Source organism: Flaviramulus aquimarinus (genome assembly GCF_039543205.1).
GTDB classification, from domain to species: domain Bacteria; phylum Bacteroidota; class Bacteroidia; order Flavobacteriales; family Flavobacteriaceae; genus Flaviramulus_B; species Flaviramulus_B aquimarinus.
Window position 1 is genome coordinate 826,551 of record NZ_BAABJH010000001.1, and the last position, 16,908, is coordinate 843,458.

Sequence of the window (16,908 nt, forward strand, 5' to 3'; positions counted from 1 at the left end):
TTTCATAATCAGACAGTTCTTTGTTGTGGGTAGTTTTTATTTAATTTCCTTTTTCATTATAATTTCAGTCCTCTTAACAACTAGCATACCTACAGGTGCCGGAGCATCAGTAAAACCCATTCCTTTGTACATTTTAACCGCAATTTCAAGTTTATGGAAACTTTGTAGGTACAGATTTGTCCCTTTTTCTTCTTTGACAAAATCGATACATTTCCGAACTAGGTGTTTACCTAATCCAAATCCACGAGCTTTTTCTTCTACCACTAGTTTACAAAATTCGTAATCGATTAAATTTAATTTCTTAATAGCGACCACTCCAATACACACTCTGTTCTTATTGGCATGAAATGCCATTCCTACATCATTAATGTAATTTAACACAGGATTTTGCACTTACTCAACATCTTTTTCTTGTGGTTTCAGTCCCATTGAGTTTGTTAGCCAATTAACCCAAACTCTCTCAAAGTCGCATTTATTCTTTTCTGTGTTTTTACCAATTGTCATTTTCTATTTTTTTGACTTTTGAGGTTGTTTTTAATTACCCACAATGTCTCTTGTATGATGCGTTTACATCCCAAAGGGTGCACCATGCTATATACAAATTGTTGTAGCCAGTTATTCTATCCATAATGTTCCTTCCGAAAACGTTTTAGCTTTTCCAGCTATTAAGACTCTGTCTTCTTTACTGGTACAAAACAACTTTCCTTTTCTAGTCGATAACTGAATTGCTGACATTTCTTTTTTATTTAATACATTTCTCCAATAGGGAATTAATGAAGCATGAGCAGAACCTGTAACAGGGTCTTCAAATATTGTTGCTTGAGGAATGAAGAATCTTGACACAAAATCAGAATCATTCCCTTTAGCTGTAATTGCAACACCTCCTGGGTCAATATTTCCCTTGTCAAACTTGTTTTTATCTATTCTAATGTTTCTTATATCTTCTTCGTTTTCATACACTAAAATATAATCTCTTGATTTTAAAACTTCTGTAGGTTGTTTGTTAAGAGATTCTTTTATGAAATTTGGCAATTCAGCTTTAATAGGATTCCTTTCAGGTAAATCCATTTCATATAAGTTATTTTTGACATAAACAAACAATTGTCCACATTTGGTATTGAAAATTATTCTGTCTTTGCCATAACCTAAAATTGTTGTTAGTGCATGAGCCGTTGCAAGGGTGGCATGTCCACATAAATCAAGTTCTAAGTCAGGCGTAAACCATCTTAATTCAAAATTGTCTCCTTTATCAATAAAAAAAGCAGTTGCATCAACTGAGTTTTCTCGTGCAATATTCTGAAGTAATCCATCCTCTAACCATTCATTTAGTTGTACGACTTTTGCTGGATTTCCACTGAATATTTTATCAGTAAAAGCATCTATCTGATAATATTTAATTTCATAGATTGAATTTTTTAAATGAGTAGTTAATGGGGTCTAAGTGCCTCAATAAACCCAGCATCTACCCACATTGTATTTTTCTTACCATTGCTAAGAGTCCGTGTAAAGAAAAAGTATTTTCCATCTGATGTCACACTGCCATAAACATCTGAGAGTTCTGTATTTATCTTATCGCCTAAATTAATTGCAGTGCCCCATGAACCATCTTTCTGACGAAAACTAATATATATATCAGCATTACCGTTTTCTCGCTTACTATCAAATATAAGGTAGGAATCATCCGGAGCGATGAATGGATGGAATTTCAATGTTGTTCCCGTATCAATGTCTAATGTTATCGGTTTTTCATGTATGCCGTCTATTAATCGGGAATAACGAATATGTACTATAGGTGGCTTATCATTAAAGAGCGACACATCATCAAAATAGTAAGTCCCTTTAGATGAAGCCGTAAGGCGCATAATGGGAAAAGAATCAAACAGTGCGCCAAGACTTTTTACCTCTGACCAGCCAGAACCGGTTCTCTCTCTCTCTCTATATATTCGTTTCCTTTGTGCATAATCTTACCGTCAGGAGAAATCTCGCCCTCATGGGGTACCACAGAAGACTCGGCCCATAGATTATCTTTGTATTGAATGGCAACCAACAAATGATTTTTTAATTCTTCATCAGATCTGCGGAAATAGATCTCTTTTAAATTGGGTGAAAAGGGAGTTTCTAGTTCACTTTGCTGTGTCGAAACAATACGGGGAGCAAAAATTTCAGGAACCGAGCCTGGTGGTTTTTACGCAAAAAAGGGGCTATCTAAACGTGGAAAATCAGAATCGTTTACATTCTGTTTTTTAGTATTGCACGCATTTAATAGTAGTAAAAATACAAGTGTCAAAATAAAATGTAGTTTTTTCATTGTTCAAATTTTAAAAATGTTTGGTAACTGCTGATGAAACAAGTATGTTTATTTTAGGATTCTTTACTGTCTAGGTCTGAGGTTATCAATTATTTGAGCATCAACCCAATGAGGATTTCCTACCCAATATGTACTTCCATCTTCTCTTGTCTTTTGATCACCTCTCCAAAAAAACAAATATTTTCCGTCTGGTGTCACCCTTGGGCGTTGTTCATAGGCAGCTGTATTTATCTTATCTCCCATGTTAATTGCTACGTCCCATGTACCATCTTGCCTTCTAAAACTAATATAGATATCAGGTGTGTTAGCGCCATCTTTCTCTGCATCCCACATTAAATAGGATTCATCTGGAGCAACAAAGGGATGGGCAATATATTTTCCTGAATTAATATACTTGTTCATTTTTTGAGGTGCTTCATATTTTCCATTTATAAGGCGTGAATAACTCATATGACCAGCACCTCCTCTTTTAAAATCTATAAAATAAAAATAGTAAGTGCCCTTAGCGGAGGCGTCGAAACCCGTGATGGGAATGTCTTTGAAAATTTCAAAGCTTTTCATCTCAGATAAAGCAGGATTGAATCGTTCCTTATATTTCTTTTCATCGGTTGACAAGATATACTTCCTGCTCCATTTATGATTTTTGTATTGCATAACAAACAAGGTGGGTTTTTTATATTTTCCACCAGATCTAGTGAATTGAAACTCCTTCATATCTGGTAAAAACGTTACAACAGTTTCAAGAGACTCTTTTGTCGAGACAATGCCAGGGGCAAAAACTTTAGGCGTTAAACCCGGCGGTTTTTGTCCAAAATAGCGGTTTTCTAAGGCTGGAAAATCAGGGTCGTTTTCAAATTTTTCTTGAGCAAATACCGTATTGAAGGTCATCATACTTGCCAAGAGTAGTAATTTCATAGTTTTCATGTTTTATTTCTTTTTTAAATCAACTGTTATTGTGGTCTGAGTGTCTCGATGATCTTCGCGTCCACCCACATTCTATCATACGGGGGTTTACAACGGGGGCAATAGGAAAGGTATTTTCCGTCTGGCGTTACATATCCTCCACCGTCTTCGCCATCTGTGTTTATCTTATCCCCAAAGTTGATGGCAGCACCCCATGTTCCATCTGCCTGTTTAAAGCTGATATACATATCACCATCGCCATATCCGCCCTCTCTTTCACTATCCCAAATAATGTAAGACTCATCTGAAGCAATGAATGGGTGAGCCTTCCATTTACCCGTGTTTATCTCTTTATCAAAGGGTTTCGGTGATTCACGCTTGCCGTTTACCAGTCGTGAATATCGAAGAAGACCACTTCCATCTCTGGTGAATTCATCAAAAACTAAAGTGCCTTGGGAGGAAGCCGTAAGTCGCATAATGGGAATAGTATCAAACGGTCCTCCCAGGCTTTTTATTTCGGACCAACCAGAGTTGGTTCGTTCTATATACTTATCTTTCGAGTACATCGTATCATTTCCTGTAGCATAAAAATCATATTTCTTCCAACCGCGGCTTTCATTTCGGAAGACACTAACGCTAGGGTCAAGTGGCGCGTCACCAGAGGTGGTGGTGAAGTAAAACTCTTTCATGCCTGGAGTAAACACCCCTCCTAGCTCCCAGCCCTCTTTGGTGAGGATACCTCGTTCTATCGGTTCTGGCTTTAAGCCCGGTGGCTTTTGTCCAAAATAGAGACCGTCTTCAGCGGTTGAATTCTTATCGTTTGCTATCTGATTTTTAGTATTGCAGGCATTAACAGATAGCACCAATACAAGTATTAAAAATGTAAAGTTGTTATTTCTCAATGTTTTTTATGTTTTCATAGTTTAAAAATGTTTGTTAACTGCTGATAAAATAAGTAAGTTTATTTTAGGATGCTTTGTAATGAAATCGGTCCAATAGATGAAAGTTAGTTTCATTCACTTTTTTGTAATTCCTTAAGAATATCCTTGGCATTGTTATTTTGAGGGTTTATTTCGAGTGATTTCGAGTAATTTAAAATGGCCAGATCAATTTCTCCTAATTTTGCACAAGATTTTGCATAACTCTCGTACACTTTAAAACTATCTGGATAGAGCATCATATTCACCTTAAAAGTGTTTTGTGATAATTTCATTCTATCCTCGTTTAAAAAACTATTGCCAAGATTGTTTAAGTAGTCTTCAGTTACTGTATGGTAAGTGGGGTCATGTTCTTTTTTGGTTTTATATGCATTAAGCGCTTTTTCAATATCACCTTCAAGAAGAAATTCTACTGGTTCCTTTTTATCAGTATCCATCTTCACAAGAGTTGAAGCTATCGTTCCATCGTTACTATTTATGAAAAGTAAGTTGAGTGTTCCATTCTCAGAGTTTGGTTTGAATTGGATAAATCGGCCGGAATTTCTTCTCACAAAATTACTATCTGAGACTTTGACTAGTTCTTCTGCTTCCATATCAAGTATATTTTTGGTGAATAGAAGATTGTCTTTTTGAAAAACTTCAACAATCTTACCATTTTCCATATATCTACCCGCAATTTTATTGGCTAAAGATTGTTCAATTTGCATTTTTTTATGAATAGTAACATAATTATCCCATTCATATGCTAGAGCAACAGAGCGAATTACTTCATGATTAAAAGCTGGGATAGTGGAATTGGTTAACACAACCACACCATATCCTTTGTCTCTATGGGCCTGCATATAGGCAAAAAAGCCTCTATTCCATCCATGATGGCCAAAGTAGATGTCTTTTTCCTTATTCTCAATACTAAGTCCTAGTCCGTATTTAAAATTTGGCCAATAACGACTCTTATATCCGGATGGTATAAGCATCTGCGCCGTCATGTCTTTTGACAAGCCTTTATTACTTTTATCTTTTAGGGTTTGCTGTATGTTGATTATAAATTTTGCAATATCGGCTGAAGTTGTCCATAATCCATTTGCAGCCATTGTTGGATGGGTATGTCTTTTGCCTTTTACCATAGAACCATCTGTCAAATAACCCGTTGCTGCCATCGTTAGTTGTTCTGAAGAAAGCGTTTGATTAAACGTACTATTGTTCATTTCTAAAGGTTGAAAAACCAACTCATTCATGGTCTCTGGGAATTTTTCACCTTCAATATCTATCATCATTTGTTGAATGACGGTATAAGCCCCTGCCAAAATATCAAGTTCAGGCTCTTTATTTACGGTAACTGGCTCATTTTTTGCCGGAGAAATTCCGTTTAAGACCTCTACAAGTGTAGGTACAGATTCATCTGAACTATATCCTGGAATTGCGTGAAGGTTTATTCCGGAAGTACCGTTCAAAAGATTTTTTATGGTGGCTTTCCTTTCTTTTGTAAATTTATTGTCTGGTAATTGCCAGGTTTTTAAATAGCTGTTAATATTTTCATCTAAGCTTACTTTTTGCTGTTCTACAAGACGTAATGTACCATACGCAGTTACAGGCATGCTAAGTAATGATGCTTGGAAAAGTGTTTGCTCGGTCACTGGAGAGTTATCTTCTTTATTCATGACACCGTAACCCTTAGTCCACGCAATTTTGCCATTATGTATTACAGCAATACTAACACCTGGAACTCCATAGTGTTCCATACGTTCTTCTATAGTCCATGTTGAATCACCTGCTATGTATGACCGATTTGGGATACCAGTTTCTACCTTTTTAATTAAATCATTGGTAGTATCAATCTTTGATTCTTTTGCACATGACTGAAAAAGAATTATGATAAAGAGAACTGAGGTAATATGTTTCATGTTTACAAATTTTTAATTAATTGAATAATTGAAATAAAGTTAAAAAACTATTGAATGAAAGGCTTTTATGAACTTTCGATTAAGTACTAAAACCTGTGTTTATTCTATACGTTATTGGCGGCAGTTTTTACAAATGCCTATCTTTTTCTTCTATTTCAAGATCATTAATACTTGCGTATCTTTTATCCATTAGACCATTTTGGTCAAATTCCCAGTTCTCATTACCATAAGCTCTAAACCACTTTCCATTTTTGTTTTTATATTCATATTCAAATCTAACAGCTATTCTATTTTCTGAATGCGCCCAATATTCTTTCTTTAATTTATAGTCTATCTCATTTTCCCATTTTTTCGTCAAAAAAAGTACAATTTCATCTCGCCCTTTAATGAATGTATTTCGATTTCGCCATTCACTATTAATTGTATATGCTAAACTTACTTTTTCTGGATTTTGAGAGTTCCAGGCATCTTCTGCCTTTTGAATTTTTTGTTTTGCAGTTTCCAATGTAAATGGTGGAAGAGGATGTTTTTGTTCCATAGTTTAAATATTTATATTAATTTAATGAAGAATTTATTCAGTTTAAAATTTATATCCAATTCGTAAATGTAAATTCACAGCAACTTCACTTTCGTTTTCAAGAAATCCAGCTTGTTTTGCAAAAACGTATCTATATCCAATTCCAATTCCAGTTTCATAGGTGAAATGTTTACCAATGTTTCTTCTTATTCCCCAAGTTGGAATTATAGAAATGTCACTAATTACACTAACATTATCCTTATTTGAAATAACAAACCAATCTGGATGGTAACTTGTTTTAAGTGAAATGAAATTTCCGTTGTTTCCATCAATTCTTCGTGATTTACTGACTCTTTTATTCAGATTGTAATATAGTCTAGGTTCAAGTGTAATTACAGGTGTCAATAAAAATCCCGTTCTTTCATAGAAATCACCGCCCCAAATTCCGCTGTCAAATCCTATTTCGCTCCTTAGAGCAATTTGGTTTGAAAGCTTGATTTCATTATTCACCCAAATTCCTAAAAATCCAGTTTGGATCCCGTAGGTTGATTTTTCGACGCTTGCATTTTGTGATTTTGCAATTATAGTAAGTCCGCAAAATATAAGTGTCAATGTGATTTTTTTCATTTAGTTAGATTTGTTTTATGCTACAATTTTTGTTCGAATATTACACAAGGTGTCTATAAGGCTAGTTAGGTAATTATATCATTTGATTTTCTAAATTAAAATGGCCAAAATCACTAAATAATAGGATAGAACAAAGGACTATTGTCACTAAAAATTTGTGATAAATATCACACTCCTAAATCGTCTAGTTCTGAAGGATGTCTAAATGTTAAAATTAAATTTTACATGAAATTTATATTCTTTAATTTGTTCGGATTTGCAATTAATCCTGAATTATCATTACTAGATAATCATTTATATTTATTGTTTTATATTGATTCTAGCAAGCAACCTCTCCATCATCCATTCCTATTTTATTAGGATCAGTAATATCACAAAGTTACTTATTGGGTATGATAGAAATTTGTAAAAAACGGTCGTTTTCATTATTTTTTTCTTCTTCTTAATGTATCAATGTCTAACCTACAGGAAATGCTTTTCCCCGGCGTTTATTTGTACTCCTCTCTTACCGGGCTAAAGACGTCTAGTAATGTACTGAGTTATTGCCTTTCCACAATGGGGTGCGTGAGGAGGGATAATCACAAGCGAACCCGATTTATATATTTTCGTGACTTTTTTTAGGGTTAGCTCAAATTCACCTTCTATTACTTGCATTACTTGCTCATTCATATGATGGTGTACGGGAATTACCGCTCCTTTTTCAATATTCCAAAATGCAAAACTCATATTTTGCGTATGAATAAGTTTAGCGTGACAGCCTGGAATAATTTCTTTGGATTTTATACTTGATAGTTGGATTTGCATAATAATATATGATTAACTTAATGAGGTAAGTATAGCTTCTTCTAGTTCCAATCTAAGTTCTTAAATAAGAAGCTCCATTAACATCTATGATAGTTCCTGAAGAGTAAAGAGATTTTTCTGATGCAAGAAATAATATTGCATGTGCTACCTCATCGGGTTCTGCCATTCTTTTAAAGGGGGATTCATCTAAGAGACTTTCTTTTTCTTTGCTAGTAAGTGTACTTACTGCCATGTCTGTGTTTGTAAATCCAGGGGCAACTACACCCACTCCAATTTTGTGTTTTGCTAGAGATTTCGCCAAAGACTGACTCAATGAGTTCAGCCCTGCTTTACTAGAACCATATGCTGGCATATTGGGTTCTCCTCTAAAGGCTCCTCTCGATGATACATTGATTATTCGCCCTCCTTCATTTTTAATCATTTGTTTGGATGCCCAATAACATATGTTAGCAACGGCCAATAGATTTACATTGATTGTTTTGAGCCATGCATCAGTCCAATCGTTAAAATCTACCTTATCAATTTCATGTTGAATTGCTATACCTGCATTATTCACTAAAATATCAAGTGTATTATATTTTTTTATAAAGTCATTTATAAGTTCTGCAGAAACATGTTTTTCCGAGATATCACCCTTGTATAAAGTATGATTTCGCCCTTTTAACAAAGAAAGAGTCTCTTTAGCCGCAAGATCATCTGACCTGTAATTAATAGCAACGTTTGCTCCTTTCTTTGCAAAAGCAATAGCTGTAGCTCTACCAATACCTCTAGATCCACCCGTAATTAATACATTTTTGTTTTTAAACTCCATCCTGCTTATTTAATTATAATGAATTGAAAAAATCTTTAATGTCTGATGATAACAGTTCTGGCTTCTCCATAGCTGCAAAGTGACCACCTGATGGCATATATGTCCATCTCGTAATATTATAACCCATGGCAGCATATGAGCGAGGAGGGCTTGAAATTTCTTTAGGGAAATTAGCGTACGCCACGGGTACTTGCACAAAATCTGATGACTGGAAAATCATTGGACGTTTACTGTTTTCGTTATAAATCCTTATGGAAGAATGAATCGATTGCGTAGCCCAATATAAAGTAACGTTTGAAAGTATTTCATCTTTGGTAAATACATTTTCAAGTCCGTCTTTGTTATCACTCCAGCTATTTAATTTTTCGACAATCCAAGCACATAATCCAATAGGTGAATCATTTAAACCGTAGGCTAAAGTGATTGGCTTGGTGCTTTGAATATATGCATACCCTGCCTCTTTGGAAGCCCATTTTTCAAGGTCTTTTTTATATTCTTTTACATCGTTAGAATTTTCTTCTTCATTTGAACAATAAGGGCGAAAAGAATCAGAAATATAATTGAGATGTAAACCTATGACATGATTAGGGTATTTCATGGCAAGCCACGTGCTTATGCCTGATCCAATATCACCGCCCTGAGCCCCATATTTTTCATACCCTAGATGTAACATCAACTTATGCCACAAATCTGCAACAAAGGAATTATCACATCCGGGTTGTAAATATTTACTTGAAAATCCAAATCCAATTACTGAAGGTATTACTAGATCGAAAGAAACGTCTTTACTTTTAGTTAATAGGGGAATAAGTTTCATGATTTCAAGAAATGACCCCGGCCAACCGTGCGTTATAATTAATGGTATTGATTTTTTACCTTCACCTTTAATATGTAAAAAATGGATTTTACTACCATCGATTTCTGCAATATAATTTGGGTACGAATTTATTGTGTTTTCAGTTTTTCTCCATGAAAATTCGTTAAGCCAGTAATCACATAATTCTTTCATATAGTCCAGACTGGTTCCGTAATTCCACCCTGAATTGTTTATTTCATCTGGCCAACGTACTTGAGAAAGTCTCATACGAAGATCGTCCAGTACAGGTTCAGTGACATTTGCTTCAAATCGTTTTATCATGACATTTTTTTTTGTTAATTGTATTAATTTAATTTTTAACCGATTTCGCATTCGGAATGATATCATAATTAATTAAGAAAATTAACGGGATAGCATAAACTAAATGGCGCAATAAAGTGATTACTGGCATCATTGGATCCATGTCTACTCCTGCAACACCTGCACCCAATAATGGTAACATAAATAACCAAACTAATGCTATGGTCTCTCCAATTATAAACGTAATTGCTCTTGCCCATTTTGGCCCCCAAAGCGATGGTGCTATACCTGCGTACAATATAGATAATAGAATACCATTACTGTAATGACCTATAACCCCGTACGCTAAACCCAATCCTGTTTTAGCGCCCAAAATACCCGGGATGTCCCACCATTTACCTGTGAATAATAATCCAAGTAAATCAAAAAGGATTGTTCCTAAAATTCCTGCAATGACTGCATTTTTCCAATTAATTGTTTTCATAATTTCTTGTTTTTAAAGTGAAAGTCAGTTCGAGAAGAAAGTTTTCTTTTTGCCTTGTTATTAATCTAAGAAACTCGAACTGACAGCTACTAACCACCACTAATTATTTAATGTTATTTTTCTTTAAGAATTTCAAAATATATTTAGAGGTTTAATTATCCTTACTTGTGATGTAACTAATTTTAAAACTTCATGTTTTTTTACCTGAAAGTTCTCTGGCTTTTAGTGTTTTTAATTAAATGTCTGTGTCATTTTATTTTCTAAATTAATATGATCAAAAATCACTAAATGATAAGATAGAACAAAGGACTATTGTCACTAAAAATTTGTGACAAACATCACACTTTGAATTTATCTAGTCATGAAAATGACTACAGTTTAAAATTGAATTTCATTATATCAATTAGCTGCATATGTCAGTTTTCCTTTTATTATTGCTTTTCATTCGATTAAATCATCTTTTAATTTTATGATATCATTCAGCAATTGGATTTTAATTTTCAGGTCGGTTTTTCATAATGGTTAAAAACTGACCTGTTGCCATCTTTCGAGCAGACTCTTTTGCCTTAGTTGCGAGTTCTCCATTGTAAAGTTCATCAACTGTCTCAAACCAAAGGTTCAACCATCTTCTAAAATGATTTTGTTCAATCTTATAACCTAGATTAGTATCAACCTTAATGTGTTTTGAAGAAGGATTACCTTTAAATTTTGATACTCCGAATAAATTTGTTTCCCAAAAATCAGTAAGTTTTATCAAGTGTTCATTCCATTGCTCTTCTGAAATATGACCATTGAAAATAGGACCCAAAAGTTCATCTCGTCTAATTTTAGCATAGAATCTATTTACTAATAAGTTTAAGTCATTTCTGTTATTTATAGTATTCATAAGTTAATTTTTAGCAATTTTCTCTACTCTTTCTGGATTGTCCATTTTCAATAAAGTCAATCGAACAATGCTATCTTCACGAGCGGTTAAATCATGAAGAACTTTGCCTTCTAACGTAATAATAAAACCTGCTTTGAGACGATTGGATATTCCTAGTATTCCGAAATCTAGCTCTCCTTCCAAAATATGAACTATTATTGGGAAAGGTGTTTTATGCTCTTTCATAACCTGTCCTTTCTTAAATAGTATACGAATCTCTTTTGAAAAGGAGGTTTCTAAAATCACCTTTGTCAAAGGTCTTCTATCATTGTATTCTACGTCTATATTAAAAGAGGCTATTTTCATATTAAATCTATATTTATTTATGGACAATGGTTAGTTGTGCTTGTTACACTACTAATTAATCGAAAGGAAACCCAACCCGTCAAAAATTAAACATTAACCAATAACACTAACAATTTTAATCACGCGGCTGGGATTTTGTTTTTCCTCAAGTATTCTGTTATTTAAGCACCAATTTGTAAGACGGCATCTTATCTTGGTAAATATTTATTGATACAATCTCTTTAATAAACCAACCTATCAATTAATCAAAACTACTATTTGCTATTAATCTACCTGATTAAATTTAATAAGTTGGTTTTTAATATATTCACATTTTATATTTAGATAAAGAATCAATTTCAAAATTATTACTAAAATACCTTGACACTTTTCTTAATACATAAATTCCATATAAACCTTCATTTTTTTAGTCTAATGGCCCCACTAGTAATATACATGATCCCCCCACTTTAATATTTAGAAGCCTCTTTTGAAGCCTCTTCTATCAACGAGCCGAATAATTTTTCTGCAGATGTATGCTTCAGCAACGTAGAAGGTTGACCACACCAATACGCCACAAAATCTGAGTTATTTTGCTCTAATGAAACCTTTCTCAAAGAGCTCAAAAAAGTACTTTGGATGGGATAAGGAGCCACAAGTTCTTGGTCTGAGTTTTTGAAATCCTTAGATAAATTATTTGAAATTGCCCTAGCTAATCTTCCCGTAAAAACTTTAGTGAGCTCAGTCCGTATCGGTTTGCTAGTAAGTAATTTAGATTTATGAATAGCAGATGCATTGGATTCATTTGTTGCTAAAAAAGCGGTCCCCATTTGAACAGCTGATGCACCTAATTTTAATATATCAATGATATCTTTGCCATTAGATATCCCTCCAGCTGCAATCACAGGGATACTAATTTTATTAACTATCTGATTAACCAAAAGACGCTTACAAGTTAACGATTCCTCAGCAGGTTTTACAAAAGAGGCTCGATGTCCTCCAGCTTCTGATCCTGAGGCAATTACTATGTCTATTCCTGCCTCCTCAATAATCATTGCTTCTTCCAGTGTAGTTGCAGTAGCCATAGCGACAATTCCTCTTTTTTTCAATTCAACAATTACTTCTTTCGATGGTATTCCAAATATAAAGCTTGCTACAGGAGGCTTGCTTTTAAAAATAGCCTCTACCTGTAATTCAAAATTTTGAATTGTTGGGTTCGACATTTCAGGAAGAGGAACTTGCAATTGTTCAAAGTAAGATTTGAATGCTTTTTTTAACACTTCAAAATCTTCCTTTTTATAATTATCTACAGGATCATTCTTTAGTGGAACCCAAAGATTTAGCACATAGGGGTTTTTAGTCAGATTATTAATCTCTTTATCAATTCTTAATATATCTTCTGGAGTGCATGAGTTAAGTCCAAATGAACCCATTCCTCCCAAGTTCGATACAGTGGAAACCAATTTGGCGGAAGAAAAATTTCCGCCAAATGGTCCCTGAATAATAGGGTATTTAATCTTGAGTAACTCGGCTGCACGTGTTTTATTCCACATGAGTAAATAACTTATTTACAATTTTCCATTCTCCTTGCACCAAGTTTAAAGACAAAAAATCATAGTAGTTAAATCCCAACATTGGCACGTGTGCTTTAACAGTAGCTATATTGCCCATAATCTCTATTGAAAGAATTTCCATTTTAAAGTCTTCTTGTAAATCCTTTGGGCTACTTCTACTTTTTACTCCATCTATATAATCCGTAACAGTTTTGAAATATGGTTCCCCTTTAATATCTCCAAATAGCAAAGCTTGTGGATGGAAAACATTTTCTAACTTATCACTTTCTCCATTATAAATGCCTTGAAAATAAACGGATACTACATTTTTAATTTCGTTTGAGATTTTATCATACATAGCTATTGTTTTTTCAATTTTGCCATTAATAATTCCCCTACTAGTTTTGCCGATTGAGGATTTTGTCCTGATATCAACAAGCCATCTTCGACTGCAAAAGAAGACCAGTCTGCTCCTTTTTGATAAATGGCTCCATTTTCCTTCAACATGTCCTCAATTAAGAACGGTACTATATTCGTTAGCTTTACAGCAGCTTCCTCTCCATTAGTAAATCCAGTCACTTTTTTGCCTTTAACAAGTGGTTGACCACTTTTTTCCTTTACATTTTTAAGTGCTGCAGGGGCATGACATACAAAAGCAATTGGTTTATTGTTGTTATAAAAGGATTCTATCAATCTGATGGACTTTTTATCTGTAGATAAATCCCATAAAGGACCATGACCTCCAGGGTAAAAGACAGCATCAAAGTCCTTTTGTTTAACCTTAGCTAATTTTTGAGTTTTACTAAAAACCAATTGCGCTTTCGAATCGGCATAAAACCGTTTAGTTGATTCTGTTTGATAGTCAGTAAGCTCACTTTTAGGATCTATAGGAGGTTGACCTCCTTTAGGCGAAGCAATAACAACCTCTACCCCCTGATCAATTAAATAATAATACGGTGTTGCAAACTCTTCAATCCAGAGTCCTGTCTTTTCACCTGTATCTCCTAGTTGGTCATGTGACGTAACGACAAATAGAATTTTTGTCTTTTTTGAATTTTGGGAATATGAACTGATGCTTAGCATACTTAACATTCCTATTAATATAATTCTTGATATATTTTTCATTTTGATTTAATTAACGATTTAATGATATAATTTTTAATTTAATTAAATGGCATGCCCTGCAGTATGTCCACCAGCCACATTAATAGTTTCTCCTGTTACAAAATTTGATGTAGCCAAGTAATAAGCTGCTTCTGCAATTTCATTTGCTTCTCCTATTCTATTTAGCAAGTGTAATCCAGCTAAACTGTCGGCATCTTCAATTCCAATTTTGCCTTGTAGTGGACTTCTAATAGTTCCTGGTGCGATTGTATTAACCTTGATATTATTTTTACCAAATTCAGCCGCTAATTGTCTTGTTAATGCATGTATTGCACCTTTACTTGTTAATGGTGCTGTTGCAGGAAATCCATCAATGGCATGATCCACTAAAACTGTCCCAATGTTAATTATAGAACCTTCTCCTTGTATTATCATTTGAGGAATAGCTGCTTGAGTTGTGAAATATGTGCCTTTTAAGTTTACGTTCCAATAAAGGTCTAAATCCTTTTCTTCAACATCTAAAAAGGGTTTTGGAGCAAATACACCAGCATTATTAATTAAAACATCGACTGAGTTGAATATTTCCATGGCCAAATCCCTTAGTTTTTGTCCAGTTTCTCGATTGCTAATATCACCTGCGAAATAGACAGCATTTGCAGGAGAGTTAAACTCCTCATAGGTTTTCTTTAAATTTACTTCATTGGAAGAATTCATCACTACATTGCTCCCTTTTTCGATGAACAACTTGGCTATGGCCTTACCAATACCTGTTGAAGCTCCTGTCACTATTACTGTTTTGTTTTCCATTATTTTAATTATTTAATTTTTAAGTTCTGAATATTGCTTTCCACTCACGCCCCAGTTATCAACCGGTACTTCGTCTATTACAACATGAGTGGTTTCTGGGTTTTTGCCAAGAATATCGACTACCAACTGAGTAGCTCCTGCTATCAATTTTTGCTTTTGCTCTTTTGTCACTTGCTCATCAGTGACCTTAATGTTAATGTATGGCATAACTTTTTTTGTTAAATTATTTGTCATACAAAGTTGATAAGAACCTCATTTTTATAAAAGGATATTTGTCACTTGTTTGGAGTGATGTAGATCACTTTAAGTGATGAATAGAAGTAATTTATTTTACAAATTTAATCGGCTTAAGGTTTCTCTAATGACACCTAAATAGGACGTTATTAATTTTTTTGGTACTCTTTGAAAAAGTTTTGGATATTGTTCTAAAAGCAATTCATACCGCTCTTTTGAAGAGTTTTTCAATAACGATAAATTCTGTTTTGAAGGACTATTCTATTCATACACAACGGTATAAGAAGAAAAATCATTTCCTTTACTATATATTCCTCCTAGCTCTGTTAATTTGGATTCCAAAATAAATGGAACTAATTTCTCAGCTCCTACACCAATTTCTTCCGAATCAGCAAAGGATGTGATTTTCTTTCCCTTAACAAATACATTGCCATCAGTATCAAAAGCATCAACAAGAACCGAGACTCCGTGACACAATGCCGCAATCACCTTCTCTTCTTGTACAAAATGTTGCTGAGTATTGTTTAATAATGGATTACTTACAAAATCCCACATTGGATCGTGGCCTCCTGGAAGAAAGTATACTAAATCATACTCCGATGGATTTACTTTATCTAACCTCAAACTAGCATTCATTAGAAACATAGCTGTTTTATCTCTTTTAAGTCTAATAGTGTCTTCCGCTATCTAATTCTTTGTTTCGCTCACTGGGTCTATGGCAATATATCCTCCCTCGACAGAAGTAATTTCAACATGTATGTTTTCTTCTCTTAGTCTATAGAAGGGCGTCGCAACTTCTTCTAACCAAACTCCAGTTTACATACCAAACTCACCCAGATCATTATGTGATGTTGTAATAAATAGTACTCTTTTTATGCTTTTTTATAATTTCATTATAACAATTTTATCATTTCAACTGCAACTCCGCCAGCAGATGCAGGGTTCTGTCCTGTCACGATATTTCCGTCAATCTTAACATAGGATTCAAAAGGTTTGGTATGCGAAAATATTGCTCCTTGCTTTTTCAATTCTTCATCAAGCATAAACGGTATTACGTCTCTAAGTGTGTGATTATCTTCTTCTTCCTCCGCTTTGGTAAAAGAATTGATATTTTTCCCCTCCAATAGATTGCTTCCATCAGATAATGTCACATTTAGCATGGCTGTGGGTCCATGGCAAACAGCTCCAACGATTCGTCCACTCTCATAAACTTGTTTAATTGTTTCTTTTACTAATGGGTTGTCTACCATATCTGTCATTAAACCTAAACCTCCTGGGAAGAAAATAGCATCATAAGATGTAGTATCAATATCACTTAATTTATGACTAAAATTAAGCCTTTTAAATCCATTTCCTTCTTTAAATTTTTTACTAAGGTTTTGTGATGAATCGTATCCAACAAATGGTGGTTTACCACCAAGAATACTTGCGAAATCTACCGTATATCCTTTATTAATAAATTCAAAATATGGGTCTGCTATTTCGGAAAATTCGTAGCCTGCGTTGTGTTGTCCTGTACCTGTTTTGTTAGTACTTGTTACTATGAATAGTATGTGTTTCATTTACTTTTTTAATAATTACAACAAGAAC

The 16,908-nt window shown here is 34.1% G+C and carries 21 protein-coding genes and 1 pseudogene; all 22 read right to left on the reverse strand.

Going from position 1 to position 16,908, the window contains the following annotated elements:
- Positions 1 to 36 precede the first annotated feature (36 nt).
- The 22 genes and pseudogenes from ABD941_RS03760 to ABD941_RS03860 all read right to left on the reverse strand — a co-directional run bounded on the left by ABD941_RS03760 (position 37) and on the right by ABD941_RS03860 (position 16,880).
- A complete protein-coding gene (locus ABD941_RS03760; RefSeq protein WP_345272704.1) occupies positions 37 to 393 on the reverse strand; it encodes a GNAT family N-acetyltransferase in 357 nt (118 codons plus the stop codon).
- 222 nt (positions 394 to 615) lie between these two features.
- Positions 616 to 1,407, reverse strand: a complete 792-nt coding sequence (locus ABD941_RS03765) for a PhzF family phenazine biosynthesis protein (protein ID WP_345273664.1) — start codon at positions 1,405 to 1,407, stop codon at positions 616 to 618.
- Between the two features lie 20 nt (positions 1,408 to 1,427).
- The gene (locus tag ABD941_RS03770) at positions 1,428 to 1,862 is read right to left on the reverse strand and encodes a TolB-like translocation protein (RefSeq protein WP_345272705.1); all 435 of its coding nucleotides are present in this window, start codon (positions 1,860 to 1,862) and stop codon (positions 1,428 to 1,430) included.
- 509 nt (positions 1,863 to 2,371) lie between these two features.
- Positions 2,372 to 3,223 (reverse strand): TolB-like translocation protein, encoded by an 852-nt coding sequence (locus ABD941_RS03775; RefSeq protein WP_345272706.1) that lies wholly within the window; start codon positions 3,221 to 3,223, stop codon positions 2,372 to 2,374.
- Between the two features lie 35 nt (positions 3,224 to 3,258).
- Complete coding sequence (locus ABD941_RS03780) at positions 3,259 to 4,113, reverse strand: hypothetical protein (protein ID WP_345272707.1); 855 nt, start codon at positions 4,111 to 4,113, stop codon at positions 3,259 to 3,261.
- 110 nt (positions 4,114 to 4,223) lie between these two features.
- Positions 4,224 to 6,050, reverse strand: coding sequence for a serine hydrolase domain-containing protein (locus tag ABD941_RS03785; protein ID WP_345272708.1), 1,827 nt, complete (start codon positions 6,048 to 6,050; stop codon positions 4,224 to 4,226).
- Positions 6,051 to 6,177: 127 nt separating this feature from the next.
- The gene (locus tag ABD941_RS03790; RefSeq protein WP_345272709.1) at positions 6,178 to 6,588 is read right to left on the reverse strand and encodes a DUF1348 family protein; all 411 of its coding nucleotides are present in this window, start codon (positions 6,586 to 6,588) and stop codon (positions 6,178 to 6,180) included.
- 42 nt (positions 6,589 to 6,630) lie between these two features.
- Positions 6,631 to 7,194, reverse strand: a complete 564-nt coding sequence (locus ABD941_RS03795) for a hypothetical protein (RefSeq protein WP_345272710.1) — start codon at positions 7,192 to 7,194, stop codon at positions 6,631 to 6,633.
- A 513-nt stretch (positions 7,195 to 7,707) separates the two neighbouring features.
- Complete coding sequence (locus tag ABD941_RS03800) at positions 7,708 to 7,998, reverse strand: cupin domain-containing protein (RefSeq protein ID WP_345272711.1); 291 nt, start codon at positions 7,996 to 7,998, stop codon at positions 7,708 to 7,710.
- A 52-nt stretch (positions 7,999 to 8,050) separates the two neighbouring features.
- The gene (locus ABD941_RS03805; protein WP_345272712.1) at positions 8,051 to 8,809 is read right to left on the reverse strand and encodes an SDR family NAD(P)-dependent oxidoreductase; all 759 of its coding nucleotides are present in this window, start codon (positions 8,807 to 8,809) and stop codon (positions 8,051 to 8,053) included.
- A 13-nt stretch (positions 8,810 to 8,822) separates the two neighbouring features.
- The gene (locus ABD941_RS03810; protein ID WP_345272713.1) at positions 8,823 to 9,947 is read right to left on the reverse strand and encodes an epoxide hydrolase family protein; all 1,125 of its coding nucleotides are present in this window, start codon (positions 9,945 to 9,947) and stop codon (positions 8,823 to 8,825) included.
- A gap of 28 nt (positions 9,948 to 9,975) precedes the next feature.
- On the reverse strand, positions 9,976 to 10,410 hold the full coding sequence (locus tag ABD941_RS03815; RefSeq protein WP_345272714.1) for a hypothetical protein: 435 nt from the start codon (positions 10,408 to 10,410) through the stop codon (positions 9,976 to 9,978).
- A 493-nt stretch (positions 10,411 to 10,903) separates the two neighbouring features.
- Positions 10,904 to 11,296, reverse strand: a complete 393-nt coding sequence (locus ABD941_RS03820) for a group III truncated hemoglobin (protein ID WP_345272715.1) — start codon at positions 11,294 to 11,296, stop codon at positions 10,904 to 10,906.
- Positions 11,297 to 11,299: 3 nt separating this feature from the next.
- Positions 11,300 to 11,641 (reverse strand): cupin domain-containing protein, encoded by a 342-nt coding sequence (locus tag ABD941_RS03825; RefSeq protein WP_345272716.1) that lies wholly within the window; start codon positions 11,639 to 11,641, stop codon positions 11,300 to 11,302.
- A gap of 449 nt (positions 11,642 to 12,090) precedes the next feature.
- Complete coding sequence (locus ABD941_RS03830; protein ID WP_345272717.1) at positions 12,091 to 13,173, reverse strand: NAD(P)H-dependent flavin oxidoreductase; 1,083 nt, start codon at positions 13,171 to 13,173, stop codon at positions 12,091 to 12,093.
- A complete protein-coding gene (locus ABD941_RS03835; RefSeq protein ID WP_345272718.1) occupies positions 13,163 to 13,531 on the reverse strand; it encodes a nuclear transport factor 2 family protein in 369 nt (122 codons plus the stop codon). Before ABD941_RS03835 ends, ABD941_RS03830 begins: the two co-directional genes overlap by 11 nt.
- Positions 13,532 to 13,533: 2 nt before the next feature.
- Complete coding sequence (locus tag ABD941_RS03840; protein ID WP_345272719.1) at positions 13,534 to 14,256, reverse strand: type 1 glutamine amidotransferase domain-containing protein; 723 nt, start codon at positions 14,254 to 14,256, stop codon at positions 13,534 to 13,536.
- An 84-nt stretch (positions 14,257 to 14,340) separates the two neighbouring features.
- The gene (locus ABD941_RS03845) at positions 14,341 to 15,084 is read right to left on the reverse strand and encodes an SDR family NAD(P)-dependent oxidoreductase (RefSeq protein ID WP_345272720.1); all 744 of its coding nucleotides are present in this window, start codon (positions 15,082 to 15,084) and stop codon (positions 14,341 to 14,343) included.
- Between the two features lie 12 nt (positions 15,085 to 15,096).
- The gene (locus tag ABD941_RS03850; RefSeq protein ID WP_345272721.1) at positions 15,097 to 15,291 is read right to left on the reverse strand and encodes a tautomerase family protein; all 195 of its coding nucleotides are present in this window, start codon (positions 15,289 to 15,291) and stop codon (positions 15,097 to 15,099) included.
- Positions 15,292 to 15,414: 123 nt separating this feature from the next.
- Positions 15,415 to 15,558 (reverse strand): annotated as a pseudogene (locus tag ABD941_RS14625) (Crp/Fnr family transcriptional regulator); the annotation flags it as partial.
- A 21-nt stretch (positions 15,559 to 15,579) separates the two neighbouring features.
- Positions 15,580 to 15,954, reverse strand: a complete 375-nt coding sequence (locus ABD941_RS03855; RefSeq protein ID WP_345272722.1) for a DJ-1/PfpI family protein — start codon at positions 15,952 to 15,954, stop codon at positions 15,580 to 15,582.
- Between the two features lie 257 nt (positions 15,955 to 16,211).
- A complete protein-coding gene (locus ABD941_RS03860) occupies positions 16,212 to 16,880 on the reverse strand; it encodes a type 1 glutamine amidotransferase domain-containing protein (protein ID WP_345272723.1) in 669 nt (222 codons plus the stop codon).
- Positions 16,881 to 16,908 lie beyond the last annotated feature (28 nt).